The organism is Arthrobacter sp. NicSoilB4, from assembly GCF_019977335.1.
Classification (GTDB): domain Bacteria; phylum Actinomycetota; class Actinomycetes; order Actinomycetales; family Micrococcaceae; genus Arthrobacter.
Window position 1 is genome coordinate 2,834,986 of record NZ_AP024653.1, and the last position, 16,322, is coordinate 2,851,307.

At 68.3% G+C, this 16,322-nt stretch carries 18 protein-coding genes, 1 pseudogene and 1 riboswitch; of the genes and pseudogenes, 7 read left to right on the forward strand and 12 right to left on the reverse strand.

Translation table 11 applies throughout. The features are described from left to right. Positions 1 to 49 precede the first annotated feature (49 nt). Both hemG and hemE read right to left on the reverse strand, forming a co-directional pair. A complete protein-coding gene (gene hemG, locus LDO13_RS12800; protein ID WP_224047104.1) occupies positions 50 to 1,537 on the reverse strand; it encodes a protoporphyrinogen oxidase in 1,488 nt (495 codons plus the stop codon). 4 nt (positions 1,538 to 1,541) lie between these two features. Continuing rightward, positions 1,542 to 2,639 carry a uroporphyrinogen decarboxylase gene (gene hemE, locus LDO13_RS12805; protein WP_224047105.1) on the reverse strand — a complete coding sequence of 366 codons (1,098 nt, stop codon included), beginning with the start codon at positions 2,637 to 2,639 and terminating at the stop codon, positions 1,542 to 1,544. A 170-nt stretch (positions 2,640 to 2,809) separates the two neighbouring features. Here hemE and LDO13_RS12810 point away from each other — a divergent pair, with 170 nt between their 5' ends. Next, positions 2,810 to 4,171, forward strand: coding sequence for a glutamyl-tRNA reductase (locus LDO13_RS12810; protein WP_224047106.1), 1,362 nt, complete (start codon positions 2,810 to 2,812; stop codon positions 4,169 to 4,171). 59 nt (positions 4,172 to 4,230) lie between these two features. Here LDO13_RS12810 and LDO13_RS12815 read toward each other — a convergent pair whose 3' ends face one another. Next, positions 4,231 to 4,503 carry a helix-turn-helix transcriptional regulator gene (locus tag LDO13_RS12815; protein WP_224047107.1) on the reverse strand — a complete coding sequence of 91 codons (273 nt, stop codon included), beginning with the start codon at positions 4,501 to 4,503 and terminating at the stop codon, positions 4,231 to 4,233. Between the two features lie 52 nt (positions 4,504 to 4,555). On the opposite strand from LDO13_RS12815, the gene map reads away from it, so the two are divergent. Then, positions 4,556 to 5,326 (forward strand): type I methionyl aminopeptidase, encoded by a 771-nt coding sequence (gene map, locus LDO13_RS12820; protein ID WP_224049780.1) that lies wholly within the window; start codon positions 4,556 to 4,558, stop codon positions 5,324 to 5,326. 41 nt (positions 5,327 to 5,367) lie between these two features. Here the strand turns inward: map and LDO13_RS12825 are convergent, their stop codons facing one another. From LDO13_RS12825 to LDO13_RS12835, 3 genes are read right to left on the reverse strand one after another with little or no spacing between them, the layout of a single operon-like run. After that, positions 5,368 to 6,747: a glutamate decarboxylase gene (locus LDO13_RS12825; RefSeq protein WP_224047108.1), complete on the reverse strand. Its 1,380-nt coding sequence runs from the start codon at positions 6,745 to 6,747 to the stop codon at positions 5,368 to 5,370. Positions 6,748 to 6,771: 24 nt separating this feature from the next. Further along, positions 6,772 to 7,464 (reverse strand): hypothetical protein, encoded by a 693-nt coding sequence (locus LDO13_RS12830; protein ID WP_224047109.1) that lies wholly within the window; start codon positions 7,462 to 7,464, stop codon positions 6,772 to 6,774. Beyond that, a complete protein-coding gene (locus LDO13_RS12835; RefSeq protein ID WP_224047110.1) occupies positions 7,461 to 8,831 on the reverse strand; it encodes a chloride channel protein in 1,371 nt (456 codons plus the stop codon). Before LDO13_RS12835 ends, LDO13_RS12830 begins: the two co-directional genes overlap by 4 nt. Positions 8,832 to 9,109: 278 nt before the next feature. Here LDO13_RS12835 and LDO13_RS12840 point away from each other — a divergent pair. Beyond that, a pseudogene (locus LDO13_RS12840) lies at positions 9,110 to 9,284 on the forward strand (NAD(+)--rifampin ADP-ribosyltransferase); the annotation flags it as partial. Positions 9,285 to 9,308: 24 nt separating this feature from the next. On the opposite strand, the gene moeB reads toward LDO13_RS12840, so the two are convergent. Next, on the reverse strand, positions 9,309 to 10,520 hold the full coding sequence (gene moeB, locus LDO13_RS12845) for a molybdopterin-synthase adenylyltransferase MoeB (RefSeq protein WP_224047111.1): 1,212 nt from the start codon (positions 10,518 to 10,520) through the stop codon (positions 9,309 to 9,311). Between the two features lie 84 nt (positions 10,521 to 10,604). Between moeB and LDO13_RS12850 the strand changes: the two genes are divergently transcribed. The 3 genes from LDO13_RS12850 to LDO13_RS12860 all read left to right on the forward strand — a co-directional run bounded on the left by LDO13_RS12850 (position 10,605) and on the right by LDO13_RS12860 (position 11,910). Next, positions 10,605 to 11,270 (forward strand): TetR/AcrR family transcriptional regulator, encoded by a 666-nt coding sequence (locus tag LDO13_RS12850; RefSeq protein ID WP_224047112.1) that lies wholly within the window; start codon positions 10,605 to 10,607, stop codon positions 11,268 to 11,270. A 61-nt stretch (positions 11,271 to 11,331) separates the two neighbouring features. Further along, positions 11,332 to 11,556, forward strand: a complete 225-nt coding sequence (locus LDO13_RS12855; protein ID WP_224047113.1) for a DUF3107 domain-containing protein — start codon at positions 11,332 to 11,334, stop codon at positions 11,554 to 11,556. Positions 11,557 to 11,607: 51 nt separating this feature from the next. Continuing rightward, positions 11,608 to 11,910 (forward strand): hypothetical protein, encoded by a 303-nt coding sequence (locus LDO13_RS12860; protein ID WP_224047114.1) that lies wholly within the window; start codon positions 11,608 to 11,610, stop codon positions 11,908 to 11,910. Between the two features lie 103 nt (positions 11,911 to 12,013). Here the strand turns inward: LDO13_RS12860 and LDO13_RS12865 are convergent, their stop codons facing one another. The 4 genes from LDO13_RS12865 to thiO form a co-directional block, all read right to left on the reverse strand. Then, a complete protein-coding gene (locus LDO13_RS12865; RefSeq protein ID WP_224047115.1) occupies positions 12,014 to 12,343 on the reverse strand; it encodes a 4a-hydroxytetrahydrobiopterin dehydratase in 330 nt (109 codons plus the stop codon). Between the two features lie 25 nt (positions 12,344 to 12,368). Further along, a complete protein-coding gene (locus LDO13_RS12870) occupies positions 12,369 to 13,187 on the reverse strand; it encodes a thiazole synthase (RefSeq protein ID WP_224047116.1) in 819 nt (272 codons plus the stop codon). 5 nt (positions 13,188 to 13,192) lie between these two features. Further along, positions 13,193 to 13,429: a sulfur carrier protein ThiS gene (thiS, locus tag LDO13_RS12875; RefSeq protein ID WP_224047117.1), complete on the reverse strand. Its 237-nt coding sequence runs from the start codon at positions 13,427 to 13,429 to the stop codon at positions 13,193 to 13,195. Continuing rightward, complete coding sequence (gene thiO / locus LDO13_RS12880; protein WP_224047118.1) at positions 13,426 to 14,826, reverse strand: glycine oxidase ThiO; 1,401 nt, start codon at positions 14,824 to 14,826, stop codon at positions 13,426 to 13,428. Before thiO ends, thiS begins: the two co-directional genes overlap by 4 nt. Beyond that, positions 14,820 to 14,951: riboswitch (TPP riboswitch) on the reverse strand. It overlaps the preceding gene by 7 nt. 26 nt (positions 14,952 to 14,977) lie before the next feature. Between thiO and thiE the strand changes: the two genes are divergently transcribed. Beyond that, positions 14,978 to 15,640, forward strand: a complete 663-nt coding sequence (gene thiE, locus LDO13_RS12885) for a thiamine phosphate synthase (RefSeq protein WP_224047119.1) — start codon at positions 14,978 to 14,980, stop codon at positions 15,638 to 15,640. A gap of 9 nt (positions 15,641 to 15,649) precedes the next feature. Here thiE and LDO13_RS12890 read toward each other — a convergent pair whose 3' ends face one another. Further along, on the reverse strand, positions 15,650 to 16,321 hold the full coding sequence (locus tag LDO13_RS12890) for a ferritin-like fold-containing protein (protein ID WP_224047120.1): 672 nt from the start codon (positions 16,319 to 16,321) through the stop codon (positions 15,650 to 15,652). Position 16,322 lies beyond the last annotated feature (1 nt).

The following is a 16,322-nucleotide window of genomic DNA, read 5'->3' on the forward strand; positions in this document are numbered from 1 at the left end:
GCCCGCTCCGGAGGCAGGATTCCGGGCGGATTCCTGGCCTCCGAGCCGCTCAGGACAGCAGCTGCCGGACCTGTTGCGGGGTGTCGGCAACGATCGCCGCGAGTCCGTTGCCGGACAGCCAGCCGCCCACGACGGCCAGGGTGCCGTCCGCCGAGCAGATGCTGCGCACTTCCGCTACGCGGCGCCTGTGGCCGAGTGAGGCGAAGGGCAGCGCGCCGCCCCAGCGCACGACGTCCCAGTCCACGACGTCCGCGGCGGTGACCGGAACGGAGAGCAGGGTGGAGGCGTCCGTCAAGGCAGCGTCGAACAGTTCGTTGTCGGTGCGTGGCTCCGGCCGGGGCTGGGCGCCGTGCCGGGCGTCACCGCGCCCGTAGGACAGCCGGACAACGTGGGTGCCGGGGCCGGTCCGGTCAGCGAGCCACGCCCATTTGGCGGTGGCGTGGGTGAGGGCCTTGGCCTGGATTCCCGGGCTCTGCGGCGCGACCAGAACCCCTGTGCCGCGCGGACTGGCGTCGAGCGGGGGCAGGTCCACCACGAGCGTGACTAGGCTGACGTCGGGTCCGGCCTCGGGGCGGAGGCCGACAAGTTCCGGCAGGGCGCCGGCCAGCAGCCCGACGGCGGCCGGGCCGTCCACGGCGACGACCAGCAGCCCGGCGTCGTGCGCAGTGCCACCGGCGTAAACGCGCCAGCCGCCGGCGGTGCGCTCCACGGAATCCGCCCGCGTGCCGCCGAGCAGCGTCACGCCCCGGCCGTGCAGATCGGCGACCAGCGCCGTGATGAGGGTGTGCATGCCGCCGCGCAGCCCCGCGACGGCGGACCCCGCCTTCTGCAGACCGGTTGGCGGCGGCGCCACGGCGTCCCCGGCACGGCGTTCGTTTCGGCTGCGTTCGTTTCCGCTGCGCTGGGCGGCCACTGCGGCGGCAAGGGAGCCGTGGGCTTTGATCCCGGCCCGCAGGCCCGGTGCCACCATGTCGACGTCGAGCACGTCAGGGTCCGCGGAGTGGACACCGCCGACGACGGGCGCCACAAGCCGATCGAGCACGCGCCGCCCCATCCGGGCACGGACAAGTGCCGCGATGCTCGTGGCCTCGGCTGCAGTGCCCAGCGAAGCGGGCAGCAGTTTGTCCAGCGAGGCACGGAGCGAACCCGCAAGGCCGAGCGAACGGCGTACTTCAGGATCCCAGGGATTGGCAGGAATGCCGAGGACCCCGGTGCGGGGCAGTTCACGCGGGCCTTCGGGCAACTGGACCCAGGCGCCGCCGGGATTCGGCGCGACAATGGCATCGGCAATGCCCAGTTCGGCGGCGAGGTCCGCCACGGCGGAGGAACGGGTGGCGAAGGACTCCGCGCCGCTGTCCAGCGTCAGGCCGGCCACCGTATGGCTGCCGACGCAGCCGCCCCACTCGCCCGAGGCCTCCAGAACCGTGGTGGTGACGCCGGCCCGGGCAAGCGTCCGCGCGGCAAGCAGGCCGGCGACTCCGCCACCCACCACCACTGCTGTCTGCCCTGTCCCCGCGGGCGTGCCGGCCGCCTCCATGCGGCTATTCCGGGGAGATCGAGTGGATAAGTTCGACGACGCGCGTCAGCACGGCGGGATCGGTGTCCGGGGGCACCCCGTGGCCGAGGTTCAGCACATGTCCCGGGGCCGAGGCGCCGGCGGCAATGACTTCACGGACGTGGGCCTCGAGCACCTCCCACGGCGCGGAAAGCAGGGCCGGGTCGATGTTGCCCTGCAGCGGCACCGTGCCGCCCAGCCTGCGGTTGGCTTCGTCGAGCGGCAGGCGGTAGTCCACGCCGACGACGTCGACGCCGACGTCGCGCATGGCGACGAGCAGTTCCGAGGTGCCGGTGCCGAAGTGGATCAGCGGTGCGCCCAGGTTCCGGACGTGGTCCAGGGCGCGGGCGGAGGCGGGAGCGACGAAGCGCTGGTAGTCCGCCAGGCCGAGGGAGCCCGCCCAGGAGTCGAACAGCTGGCCGGCGGAGGCGCCCGCTTCCAGCTGGGCGCGGAGGAACATGCCGGAGGCGTCCGCGGCCCAGTTCGCCAGCGCGGTCCACGTTTCGGGATCAGCATGCATCATGGTGCGCGGGCCGAGGTGGTCGCGGGAGGGCTTCCCTTCCACCATGTACGCCGCGAGGGTAAACGGCGCGCCGGCGAAGCCGATCAGCGGGGTGCTGCCGAGTTCGGCGACGGTGAGCCGGACGGCTTCGCGGATCGGCTCGAGGGCTTCCCACGTCAGCTCGGGCAAGGCGGCGACATCGGCCGCAGTGCGCACCGGCTTGTCCAGCACGGGACCGACGCCGGGGACGATGTCCACGCCGACTCCGGCCAGCTTGAGCGGGATAACGATGTCGGAGAAGAAGATGGCGGCGTCGACGTCGTGGCGGCGGACCGGCTGCAGGGTGATCTCCGAGGCCAATTCGGGGCGCAGGCAGGAATCCAGCATGGCCACGCCCTCGCGCACCTTGAGGTATTCGGGCAGCGAACGGCCGGCCTGGCGCATGAACCAGACCGGGCGGCGCGACGGCTTGCCGCCGCGGTAGGCCGTGATCAGCGGGGAATCCGCGGTGCGGCCGTCCATCAGCGGGTGCCCGGCATCAAGGCCGGAGATTTCGGGAGTTGCCGCAGTGCTAGGAGTCATGACTTCGATTGTGCCGAAAATCAGGCCCAAAAGATAACGACAGCCTGTCACCGGCGCGGGCACCGACGCGGGCCGCCCCTGCGCGGTGGCGGGAATCACACGCCGGCGTGTGCGGTCACACGCCCGGCAGTTGTTCTACACGGGGACGAAAAAGCTATGATTGTCCTGCTGTGGTTCTTTTTTCTCTGGTGGCGACCCACGCCGACATCGACCTCGAGACCGTTGCTCAACTGAGCACCGGCGCTTCAGAGCTCGCCACATCCGCCCTCGCCGGGTCGCCGGCCGTGGCGGGTGCCATTGTCCTTGCCACCTGCAACCGCTTCGAAATCTATGGCGAGGCGCACCGCCCGGACGACGTCGAGGACGCCCGTGCGGCCCTCATCGCCCAGCTCAGCGGTTCCACCGGACTCAACGAACAGCTCGTCGCGCAGTCTTTCAACACACGAACGGGCCCGGACGTCACCCGGCACCTCTTCTCGGTCAGCTCGGGACTCGACTCCGCCGTCGTCGGTGAACGCGAGATCGCCGGCCAGGTGCGCCGGGCCCTGATTACCGCCCAGCACGAAGGCACGGCCAGCTCGGGCCTTGTCCGGCTGTTCCAGGCCGCGTCGAAGACCGCCAAGGACGTCGGGGCCCAGACCGCCTTGGGTGCCCGCGGCCTCTCCGTCGTCTCGGTGGCCCTGGACCTCGCCACGGAGCTCTCCGAGGACCCCGACTGGTCCACCAAAAAGATCGTTGTCTTCGGCACCGGCGCCTACGCCGGCGCCACCATGTCGCTGCTGCGCGAACGCGGCTGCACGGACGTTTCCGTCTACTCCTCCTCGGGCCGCGCAGCCGGCTTCGTCGCCACCCGCGGCGGGACCGCGCTCGACGGCGAAACGCTTCCGGCGGCCGTCGCCGCGGCCGACGTCATGATCGGCTGCAGCGGAGCGGACACCCGCGTCGAGGCCGCGGAACTGGCCGCCGTCAGGGCGGCGTCGCCCCAGCCCCTGATCGCCATCGACCTCGCCCTCACCCACGACTTTGACCCCGCCGTCGGCGGACTCGACGGCGTCGAGCTGCTCACGCTGGAATCGGTCCGCCTGGCCGCCCCGCAGGAACAGTCAGAATCGCTGGCCCAGGCCAGCAGCATCGTGGCCGGCGCGGCCAGCGCCTTCGAGCAGGAACGCGAAGCCCGCTCCGTCGATTCGGCGATCGTCGCCCTGCGCCGGCACACCATGAACGTGCTGGACACGGAAATGGAAAAGGTCCGGGCCCGCCACGGCTGCACCGCAGCGGCCGAGGAAGTTGAGTTCGCGCTCCGCCGGATGGTCAAGCAGCTGCTCCACGTCCCCACGGTCCGCGCCCGGGAGCTCGCCGCCAACGGCCAGCAGGAAGACTACGTCGCCGCCCTTGAGGCGCTGTACGGCATCACAGTTGAGCCGGCCGCCGCAAAGACCGCAGGCGCCGAGTGCCCCGTCGTCCACGATGCTGTCGTCCACGATGCTGTTGTCCGCGATGCCGGGGATGAAGACCGCCGGCACTCGGCCTAAGCCGCACGGGGTTCCCACTTCGGCAATACTGTGGCCCTGGGGCCGCATGGCAGGTGCGTTCAGGAAGCTACCTCGAGCTTCTCGCCCGATGTCCTTCGCAGCGTTTCCTGGATGGCATCCAGCGAGAGGCCCAGTTCTTCGGCGAGGGCCGCCACGATCATAAAAGACGGTGTCGCGATCCGACCCGTCTCGATTTTCCTCAGTGTCTCAGGGGAAATACCTGCGCCAAGAGCCACCTGGACCAGTGTCCGCTCCCCCCGCGCATTACGGAGCATCTCCCCGAGCAGCCTTCCTGCACGGACGTCGTCTGGACTCAGGGGGACTCTAACCATCCTCCAAGCATAGTACCGTTATAATAATACCGGTCCTATGCTGGAGGAATCATTGATTGAACTGCTCACGCCCCGCGAAGTTGACCAGGCACGCCTCTCTGGCCAGTTCGTGGCGAGGACCCTGTCGGACTTGCGGGCGAGAATCGAGCCGGGCACGAATCTCCTGGAAATAAACGACTGGGCAGCCTCGATGATCCGGACCGCCGGAGCCCGCTCGTGTTATGTCGACTACGCCCCGTCGTTTGGGCGCGGTCCGTTCGGAAAAGTCATCTGCACGTCCGTCAACGATGCCGTTCTGCACGGTCTCCCTCATGACTACGTTCTGGCGGACGGGGATCTGCTCTCACTCGATTTCGCAGCCAGTGTTAACGGCTGGGTCACCGATTCCGCCATCAGCTTCACCGTCGGGGAATCTTCCGCGCCCGTTGACCGGCTCATGATTGAAACCACGGAGAACGCTCTGCTGGCCGGCATCCAGGCGGCGCAGTCCGGGGCGCGGATCGGAGATATCTCCCATGCAATTGGCTCGGTCCTCGAATCGGCCCGTTTCCAGGTCAATACCGAATTTGGCGGACATGGCGTTGGCAGCACCATGCATCAGGACCCGCATATTCCGAACACCGGCAAGCCCGGACGCGGATATGTGCTCCGCCCCGGCCTGCTTCTGGCCATAGAGCCCTGGGTCATGGACGGCACCAGCAAACTCGTCACAGCTCCCGACGGCTGGACCCTGTGCAGTTCCAATGGCCGCCGAACGGCGCACTCGGAGCACACGATCGCCGTCACGGAATCCGGACCCGTCGTCCTCACTCAGTTGGCCTAGAACCTCCGGCCCCGGGCCCGGCGTGCCACCGCTGCAGCGGGTCAATGGCCGGGGCCGGTGACGATCTTGTTTCGTTCGGATTCGTGCGCGCCGCCCTTCTTCGCCAGTGTGGCACACGCTTCTTCGATGTCACGGGCGAGCGTGTCGACGTGCTCGCGGCTCATCGTTTCCTTGACCAGGGCCCGCATGATCGTCACGTCCTGGGCGTTCGGCGGCAGGGTGTAGGCCGGCACCATCCAGCCACGCTCGGCCGAGAGCTGCCAGGCAATGTCGAACTCGTTGTACCCGGGGTCGGAGGCGAGCCGGAACGCGACCAGGGGAAGTTGTTCCTCGTCGGGACCAATGATCTCGAACCGGCCCATGGCCTCCAGCTTCTCGGCGAGGACGCGGGCGTTGGTCTGCATGTTCCGCATGATGTAGGTGTAACCGGCGCGGCCGTAGCGCACGAAGTTGTAGTACTGGGCGAGAACCATCGACGAGCCGGTGGAGAAGTTCAGGGTGAAGGTCGAGTCCGTCTTGCCGAGGTAGTTCTCCTCGAAGACGAGCTCCTTCGCCAGATCGGCCTTCTCCCGGAAGATCAGCCAGCCAATGCCTGGATAGACCAGCCCGAACTTGTGCCCCGAGACATTGATCGAGCGGACCTGCTCGAGCCGGAAGTCCCACTCGGAGTCCGGGTAGAGGAAGGGCCAGACGAACCCCCCGCTGGCCCCGTCCACGTGCAACGGAACATCAAGGCCGCGCTCACGCTTGATCCGCAGCAGCAGGTCGTTGATGCCGACGATGTCGTCCTTGTGCCCCGTGAACGTCGTACCCAGCACGGCCGCGACACCAATGGTGTTCTCATCGACATGGGCCTGCACGTCGTCCGGGCCGATCGTGTACTTCCCCGGCTGCAGCGGCACAATCCGCGGTTCGACGTCGAAGTAGCGGCAGAACTTCTCCCACACGACGTGAACATCGCCGCCGAACACCAGGTTGGGGCTCGACGTCGACCCGCCGGCGGCCTCGCGGCGCTTGCGCCAGTTCCACTTCAGGGAAAGGCCGCCGAGCATGATCGCCTCGGACGATCCCTGGGTTCGGGCTCCCGTTGTCTCGCCGGGCGCGTGGAAGAGGTCGGCGAGCATCCGAATGCAGCGCTGCTCGATCTCGGCCGTGCGGGGATATTCGGCGTGGTCGATGAAATTGCGGTGCAGGTTCGCGGCGATGATCTGCTGGGCCTGCGGCTCCATCCATGTGGTCACGAAGGTCGCCAGGTTCCGGGCCGGATCACCCTCCAGCGCCAGGTCCTCGGACACGAGCCGCAAGGCGTCCTGAGCGGGAATGCCCGTCTCCGGGAACTCCCGGCTCGGAACCTCCTGGGTCACGAATCGGTTGCCGAACAATGCCACGTCGGCATCAGCCGGCTGGGAATTTATTGACATCACTTCTCCTAGTGTTGAAAAGGGTTACGGATGCGTTCCCCGGTCCGCGGGAACCGAGGCGTCGGTGGATTCCGGGCTTAGCATCAGAATCGCGCCGGTGAGGAAGCACAGGGCCCCCACGAGGGTGCCGAGATTGGACAGTTCGGCGTTCCAGACGTCGCCGCTCGACGGTATGACAAAGGCCGCGACAGCCGAGATGCCGAACGCAACAGAGCCTGCCACGTTGATCACGCCGATCTTCCACGTCCGGGGCCTGGGCCTGGGCCTGCCGGCGATGGTGCTGCGACCGGCATACCGCAAGGCGATACCGCTTGAGACAAGGAAGGCGGCTGAACCCAGGGCGTCGGGTCGCCACACCCGCTGCTCGGTCAGCTCCGCACTGAGATTGACCAGCAGCGCGTTCCCCGTGCTCCAGTTGAACCACAGCGTGCCGGCCAGTTGAATCGCGCTGGCGAGCCAGACAAGATTCCGCGGCGCCCATACCCACAACGAACGGCTCACGGCACCGGCGGCCGGGAGCGCGTCAACGGCTTCGCGGTACTGCAGGAAGGCCGCACAGGTGAAGAACAGCGAACCGACGAAGAAGGTGACTCCACACAAGCGCAATCCCACGGCCTCGGCGTATAGCGGCACCGCTCCCAAGGCGAACAGACTCGAGCCAATGATGAACAACCAGGCGATCCACCGGTCCCGTACGGTCGAACGGCCCGTGCTCATGTTGCCCTCCGGGGAGTCCGCTGGTGGACGCCGCCGGCGTCGTCGGGCCCCGCGGACGCCGTCGGGCCCGGGACCGGGAGCACATTGGTGATGACGAAGGCCACCGCAACAGCCACCACCACCTGGGGCGTGACGGCCACACCGTCGACTCCCAGGAGCAGCGTGGCCAGCAGCGTCGACGTCAACGGCAACCGCAGCATGGCTGCGCACATGGCTCCGATGCCCATGCCGATCGCCGCCGCGAGATTCATTCCGGGCAACCCGCTCGCAGCAATGCCGAGCGCCGCACCGATGAACATCGACGGGAACACGGGACCACCACGGAATGCGCTCAGCGAGAGCCCGTAGACCAAGGTCTTACAAGCGATCAGCAGGACCAGCACAGCAAGCGAGTAGTTGGCGGCGTGTTCGACCAGCTCCGGAAGTGCGTCCTGCCCCGAGAACAGGACCTGCGTGAAGCTGTTCCCGGAGATCAACTGGTACGTCATAGCGGTGAGACCGATCAACAGGCCGAGCGCGGACGTCACCAACACCCGGTTCAAATGCACGAGCGGACGAAGTGACAGCGCGACCCGGCGGATCAACCATCCCAACAGCGCGCCGACCGCGCCCATGACCACCGCCCAGCCCAGCGTCGCCAACGTCGGCGGCTCCGCAGGCGGCACCACAGGCAGCGCCAGCGAGAAGCTGCCCAATCCGGTCCAGCCGTCCAAGCCGACGAACACCAGCGCCCCGACGCCAGAAGCGAGCAGCCCGGGCAGGGCCATCAGACTCAGCGTCATTCCCCCGATCCCGGCGGCCTCCATGATCAGGAATGCACCGAGCACGGGAGACCCGAGCAAGGTACTGATCGCGGCAAAGCTGCCTGCCGACGCCATGATCGTGAGGGCCATCGGCGGCGCGTCCTTCTTCACCAGGTGCACCGCCAACGCCCCGAGGCCGCCGCCGATCGCGATCAGCGGCGCCTCAGGCCCGAGCACCGCACCCAGGCTGAGCGTGGCCAGCGCCGCGAGGAAGATGCCCACGAGCTCCCGCCCGTTCGGCGGACCGCCGCCCGTCTTGAACCCGAAAGCAGGTGAGTGGCCCCCGTTTCCCGGCAGATACCGGATGGTCAACGCCGTCAACAACCCACACAGCACCAACCACGGGACCGGCCACCACGCAGGAGCAGGACCCCCCAGGACTTGATTCGGCAGCCCGTCGAAGATGTACCGCTGGATCGTGGCCACCAAAGCGAGAAAACCGTATGCAATGGCCGAGATGGGAACGCCCAAGAGCGCCGCCAACACGAGCGCAGAGATGTACGGCTTGGAACGGATCACGGCGACCGGATCGATACGCGCGGGCGACGCTGCAGGCTCGCTCATGCCGGGCAACCCTGCGCGGCAGTGACGAATCGGGCCACCGGAGGCACTGACAGGACGGGCCCGGTTCGCCCGGCGTAGCAGTTGGGCATCCCTACTCCTTCCGCTGGCCGTCCGCCGGACGGCGGCAGCATTCAGTGGGGTCTCACAGGGGACGGAAGCTGGTCAATCACTCGTTCGCCAAGCTAGCGGGTCCAGTCGGGGCAGTCATCACCCAATGCGGGTGAAAGAGAGAACCAGTCAGCGGATGTGGACCGGCCGGCGGGCTGGAGCGGGAACCCGACCCCAATCTGACGGACAAGAAATTCCCGGGCAATCCGACGCTGTCCTACGCACGCGGGCGCCGCTGCGGGTGGTCGATGAGATCCTGGATTGGCAGCCGCACTCCCCGTGCTCCAGAACATGCGGAACCACCTTGAAGAACTCAAGCGGCTCGGCATCGAAGCGATCGATTGAACTTCGCTGCCTTGACGCTTCGCGTCAGTAGACCGGCTTCCCGGGCTCAACGTCCCGCACCCAGGCCAGGATTCCGCCCTCTAGGTGGCTGACGCGTTCATAGCCCGCCGCCCGGGCGGCGGCGAGGACCGCCGCGGACCGGGTGCCGGCCTTGCAGTGGAACACGATGTCCATGTCCTGGGGCAGTTCGTGCCACGCTTCGCCGGCCAGGATTTGGCCTTGCGGAATCAGCACCGCCCCGTCGATCCGGACGATCTCGAATTCCCCTCTCTCGCGCACATCGACGAGGTGGAAGTCCTTGAGCCCGGCCGTGCGGGAGGCCAGCATCGTGGCCAGCTGCGTCGCCGTCACGGTATGTTCAGTGCCTGCCTCCGCTGCCGGGGTGATGCCGCAAAACGCCTCGTAGTCGGTCAGTTCCGTGATCCGCTCGGCCGCGGGATCACGGGACACCTTGATTTCGCGCCAGGTCCCGCCAAGGGCGTCGAAGAGTGCCACGCGTCCCAGGAGGGAACGCCCGACGCCGGTGATCAGCTTGACGGCCTCCGTCACCATGAGCGAACCCACCGCGGCGCACAACATCCCGAACACACCGCCTTCCCCGCAGGACGGCACGGAGCCAGCGGGCGGCGCCTCCGGGTACAGATCGCGGTACGTGGGGCCGTATTGCTCCCAGAAGACGCTGACCTGCCCGTCGAAGCGGAAGATCGAGCCCCAGACATAGGGCTTGCCGAGGATGGCTGCGGCGTCGTTCACGAGATAGCGCGTGGCGAAGTTGTCGGCGCCGTCGAGGATGAGGTCGTAGCCGGTGAAGAGTTCCAGGGCGTTCGAGGCGTCAAGGCGGACATTGTGGAGGCGGACCTCAACCAGCGGGTTCAGCGCGGCGATGGCGTCCCGGGCGGATTCGATCTTGGGCCGGCCCACGTCTGCGACGCCGTGGATCACCTGGCGCTGGAGGTTGCTCAGGTCCACGGTGTCGTCGTCGACGATGCCCAGGGTGCCCACCCCGGCGGCGGCCAGGTAGAGCAGCGCGGGTGAGCCCAGGCCGCCCGCGCCGATCACGAGGACCTTGGCGTTTTTCAGGCGGCGCTGCCCGATCGCCCCTATTTCCGGAATGATGAGGTGCCGGGAGTAGCGTTCGACTTCTTCCGGGCTCAATCCGTCCGCGGGCTCAACCAGCGGCCCGGGCGCCGTGTCCGGAGTTGCGGGGGCTGTTGCTGCGGTGAACTTGGAAGCCATACTTCAATCTATGCCCGCAGATGCCGCCAGGTCATATTACCGCCACGTAAAGTGGACGTAACAGCAAGGGAAAGAAGGCCGACAGTGGTTCACCAGGCACCGGTTGAGCGGGGTCATGCGGGAAAGTCGCCGGACGCGCCGGCACGGGGCGGACAGCGGTCGGCGCGGCTGCCCCGCGATGAACGCCGGGCGCAGCTGCTCGCGGCGGCCCAGGAAGTCTTCGTCGCCAACGGCTACCACGGCGCCGCGATGGACGAAATCGCCGAGACCGCCCACGTCAGCAAGCCCGTGCTGTACCAGCACTTCCCGTCCAAACGCGAGTTGTACATCGCCCTGCTGGACAGCCAGCTGAGCAAGCTGACGGAGCTGCTGCTGGGGGCCCTCAACTCCACCACGGACAACGATGAGCGCGTCCAGGCGGTCATGCGGGCCTACTTCCGCTTCATCGCCAGTGACGACCAGGCCCACCGCCTGGTCTTCGAATCGGACCTCGTCAACGATCCCGACGTCAGCGCCCGGCTCGAAACGTTCAACAAGACTTTCGCCGACGCCGTCGCCCGGGTCATCGCCGAGGACACGAAGCTGCCCGAGTTGGAGGCCCAGCTGCTGGGCCGCGGACTCGCCGGGCTGGCGCATGTCAGTGCCCGGTACTGGCTGGAAACCGACGGCAATCTTGACCTCGATGTGGCCAGCGACCTGATCTACCGTTTAGCTTGGCGCGGAATCTCACGCTTCCCCAAGGAAACCTAGACTACAAATAGAGATGACGCTTTGATTTTTGTTGGACTTTGATTGGCTGGGAGGCCTTGCTGTGGAAGTAAAGATCGGCATTCAGAACATCGGCCGCGAAATTGTCCTTGAATCGGCCCAGGATGCCGACGCCGTGGCCAAGGTGGTTGGTGAGGCCATCGCCAAGGGCACGGAACTGCGCCTGACGGACGAAAAGGGCCGCCAGATCATCATTCCCGCAAACGTTCTGGGCTATGTTGAAATCGGCGCCGAGGAAGTACGCCGCGTCGGTTTCGGCGCGCTGTAGGCACCACAGGCCGCTGCCGACCCCGTTACCAGATCCGCTAGGAGTCCAAACATGCTTTCCCTGATTGTGGTTGCGCTGGTGACAGTGGCCGCGGGCTTTGTGGTCTGGGCCAATGACAAACGGCATGCCAAGTACGGCATCGCGGTCCCGGCAGGGGTATCGCTGACCGCCGGGATGGTGAGCTGGACCATCTTCGTCGCCGCCGGGCTGGGTTACCAACCCGGGCTGACCTGGATTCCGTGGGTGCTGCCCATGGTCCTGGGCGCCGCCGCCGCCGTGGCAGCCGTGCTCTACCTGGGCAGGACCCGCACCAGCCGCGACACTGCCCGGCTCACCGCCATCCTGCGCTACTAGCCGTTCGCCGGCAGCAGCCCGGCCTCCGTGACCACCGCCCACCCGGGTGGTGGTCACGGTTCGTTAAGGCCCGCCCCAGGTTCCTCCAGCCCGCGACCTGGGCTTACAGCGGCGGAGGCTCCGCGACAGCGCCGATCCGGGCAGCGGCCGCGCTGGCGGCCGCCGCGGCCGCGACATCCCGCCGCGTGACTTTGCCCCCGGCGTCGTGCGAGCTGTACCGCAGGGAGACCTTCCTGTACCGCCATTCCAGGTCCGGATGGTGGTTCTGTTCTTCGGCGATGCGTCCGACGGCGGCAATCAGGTCCAGCGCCGCGGCCGCAGACGGCGCCTTGTAGACGGTGACCAGACCGCCGAGCCGGTACGTCCAGTCCGGCAGCCCGGCGAGGGCCGCGTCGACCTGGCTCTCGTCGAGGACGTCCTCTGTGCCTGCCATAACGGGCTCCTTTGCTGCGAAGGGCCTAAAGGAATTCGGCCCGTCCCTCCATTGCCGACGACGCCAGCGCGTGCTCCCGGCGCGGGATCCGGCCGGCCCTTTTTGCCAGCCTACCGGCGATCACCGCGTGCTTGAAGGCCTCCCCCATCATCACCGGATCCTGCGCCCGGGTCACTGCCGTCGCCAGCAGCACCGCGTCGCAGCCAAGCTCCATGGCAAGGGCTGCGTCGGAGGCGGTGCCGATCCCGGCGTCGAGGACCACGGGCACGGAGGCGCGCGAGACGATCAGTTCGATGTTGTGCGGATTCAGGATGCCGAGGCCCGTGCCGATGGGCGCGCCCAGGGGCATCACCGCCGTGGCGCCGAGGTTTTCCAGCCGCAGGGCAAGCACCGGGTCATCGTTGGTGTAGGCGAAGACCTTGAACCCCCGGCCCACGAGCTGCTCGGTGGCCTCGACGAGTTCGACGGCGTCCGGCAGCAGGGTGTGCTCGTCCGCGATGACTTCCAGCTTCACCCAGTCCGTTTCGAGGGCCTCGCGGGCCAGTTCGGCGGTCAGCACGGCGTCCCTTGCCGTGAAGCATCCCGCGGTGTTGGGCAGCACCCGGATGTTGTGGTCCAGCAGCAGCTGAAACAGCGAACCGGCTTCCGCAGGCGAATAGCGGCGCATGGCGACAGTGGTCAGCTCGGTGCCCGAGGCCAGCAGCGCGGCCCCCAGCCCGCCCAGGCTCGGCGCCCCGCCGGTGCCCATGATCAGCCGCGACCCCAGCTGTACGCCGTCGACCTCAAACGGATCCGCTGCAGCCGCCGACACTCCGGGTGCCGCGGCCAGGGTGGTGTCCTCCATGCTGCTCATCCTCCCTGTACCGCCGTGACCAGTTCGACGTCGTCCCCGTCGGCGAGCGCGGTGCCGTGCCACTGGCTGCGGGGTACCACCTCCGCGTTGCGGGCGACGGCGACCCCGAGTTTCCGGCCGTCGGCGGACTGGCCGTTCGGGGCCAGCGGCCGGCCGGTGACCGCGCTGACGAGGGTGCCCACCGAGGCGCCGTCGGGCAGCGTGTGCCCGGTTCCGTTCAATGTGATGTTCATGCCGTTTCCTTGCTGTGCTCAGGGTTGGGATTGGTGGTCCGCAGGGACGTGTCCGGCTGTCTCGCGGCGGGCGGGCCGCAGGGCTCGGTACCTGCGGCGAACCTGTCCGGCCGGAACCGGACCCAGCGGGGGTCCGCGGCGCCGTCGAGCAACTGCCGGCAGATGTCCGCGGCGGCGGGCGTGAGCAGGATTCCGTGCCGGAAGAAACCGGTGGCGATGATCAGCCCTGCAACACCCCCGGCGCCTCCAGGTTGCGCCACCCGGCCCAGCAGCGGTGCGTTGTCCGGCGTCCCGGGCCGTGCCCTGGCGGTGGCCTCCAGCAGTTCAAGTTCGGCGACGGCGGGGAGCAGCTGCTGTGCGTCGCGCAGCAGCTGGTAGACGCCGCCGGCTGAGACTGCCGAGCCGGGCGGGGCACCGGCCGGGGCTGCCGAACGGCTGTCTTCACCGAGGGCGTCTTCCCGTTGCGTGGCACCGATGACTACTGTGCCGTCCTGCCGGGGAACGATGTAGACCGGCACTCCGCGGACCAGCCCCCGCACGGTTGAAGTGAGCAGCGGCCGCAGTCTCTCCGGGACCCGGAGCCGGAGAATATCGCCGTGGACCGGCCGCAGCGGCAACCGGAGTCCGGCGGGCAGGCCGTGGAGCGCGGCGGCGCCCAGCCCGTTGGCCACGATAGTTTCCCTGGCCAGCACGGATCCGCCGCCGGCGAGGCTGGCTCCGGCCACGCGCCCGTCCTGCCACAACAGCCCGGCGGCGCGACGGCTGACGGTGTCGCAGCCGCTGTCCGCCGCCAGGAGTTCCCCGATCCGGGCGAGCAGCCGGCGCGGGTCCACCTGGTGGTCGGCTGGGATGTCGAAGGCACAGGAGATGCCGGGGCTGAGCAGCGGTTCGCGCGTGCGCGCCTCGCGGACACTCAACGGCTCGACGCCAAGGCCGTACGCCTGCTGGACGGTGCGCAGGTCCGCGAGCGCCCGGCGGTCGGCTGCGTCGGCGCCCACGGCGAGGGTCGGCGTCGTGAGGTAACCCGTACTGCTGACGGCGGCAGTGCGCGTGTCCGGGCCGGCGCCCCCTGCCTCCAGCGCCGCGGCAAATGCCGGCCAGAGGCGTGAGGACTCGAGCATAAGCTCCAGGAGGGGCTCTTCCTGGTAGTGCAGTTCACTCACGGGGGCGAGCATGCCGGCGGCAGCCCAGCTGGCGCCGCTTCCCGGGGCGTCGTCGATGAGGGCGACCGTTCGGCCCGAGCGTCGCGCCGCCCAGGCGATCCCGTGGCCAACAGCCCCGCCGCCAATCACGGCGACGTCGTAACATTTCCCGGCTTCGGTGTCATCAGGGCCGGCCGCAGCAGGCGGCTCGGCGTCAGTGCCCGCGGCCGTGCCGCGGGCGGATGTGGTGCCCATGAAGGATTCCTTCCCTACGCCGGTACTAACCGGATCAGGTCAAGCGGTCGGCTCTGACGCCCTCTCAGCCTGCCGGCGCCGGACGCTGGTGGCGTCGTCGGCGGCGGGCTCCCGCGGTATTGGCCCAGTTTAGAGGAACTAGGCTGGAGGCATGAGCCAGGATGCCGCCCACACCACCGCCCGCCTGTACCTTTGCACCGATGCCCGGCAGGGCCGCGGCGACTTTGCGGACTTCGTGGATGAGGCCTTTGCCGGCGGCGTCGACATCATTCAGCTGCGCGACAAGTCGCTGGAGGCGGCCGAGGAACTGGAACTGCTGGAGGTCCTGCACCAGGCAGCCCGCCGCCACAACCGCCTGTGGGCCGTCAACGACCGGGCGGACCTCGCCTCGCTCTCGGGGGCCCCGGTATTCCATATCGGGCAGAAGGACATCCCCACGGGCGCCGCCAGGGATTTCCTGGGCCAGGACACCGCCCTCGGGCTGTCCACCCACAGCCCGGAGCAGGTGGATGCGGCCATTGCCTCCTCGGCCGGCCGCAACGGCCTGGACTACTTCTGCGTCGGGCCGGTGTGGGCCACCCCCACCAAGCCGGGCCGCGCCGCCGTCGGACTCGAGCTGGTGCGCTACGCTGCGGACGCGGCAGCCGGCGGGGTGCCGTGGTTCGCCATTGGCGGCATTGACCTCGAAAATGTGGAACAGGTGGTGGAGGCCGGCGCCCGCAGGATCGTGGTGGTCCGTGCCATCACCGAAGCCGACGATCCCGCCGGTGCCGCCCGGGCTCTGCTCGCCGCACTCGACGCCGCCGGGAACTGAGCGGGCAGTTCAGCCGGCCAGGCCGAGCTGTTTCATCCGGCGCGAGTGGTTGGCTGCCAGCTCCGCCATGAGCCTGCGGACCAGTTCCTTGGACCTGTCCTCGTCAGCGTCGACCAGGCCGCCGATGAACGCGTGCTCGAAGCTCACCCGCTGCGCCTGGGTCAGGGCTTCGCCGAGAAGGCGCCTGGCCCACAGCGCCAGCCGTGACGCCAGCCGCGGGTCATCCGCGAGGGCGGACTTGAGCCGTTCCCGCAGCACGGCGGTGGCCTCCTCATCGGCCTGGATCTGCTCGACCAGGGCCCGGGTCCCGGCGTCGACGTACCGCGAAATGGCCCGGTAGAAATCGGCGGAGACAGTGTCGATCACATACGCCTTCATGAGCGATTCGTACCAGTCCGCCGGGCGGGTGCGTTCGTGGAAATGGTCCACGGACGGCTGGAACGGCAGCATGGCAGCCTCCGTGTCCAGACCCATGGCTTCGAGTTTGGCGCTGACCAGTTCGTAGTGCTGGAACTCGATCACGGCGATCCGGCCCAGCACCGCGCGGTCGTGCAGCGACGGTGAATACCGGGCATCGGAGGAGAGCCGTTCGAAGGCGGACAGCTCGCCGTAGGCCATCACGCCGAGCAGATCCATCAGAAAGCTGTTGTAGCGGGCAGGATCAGCCGGGGATGTGCTCATG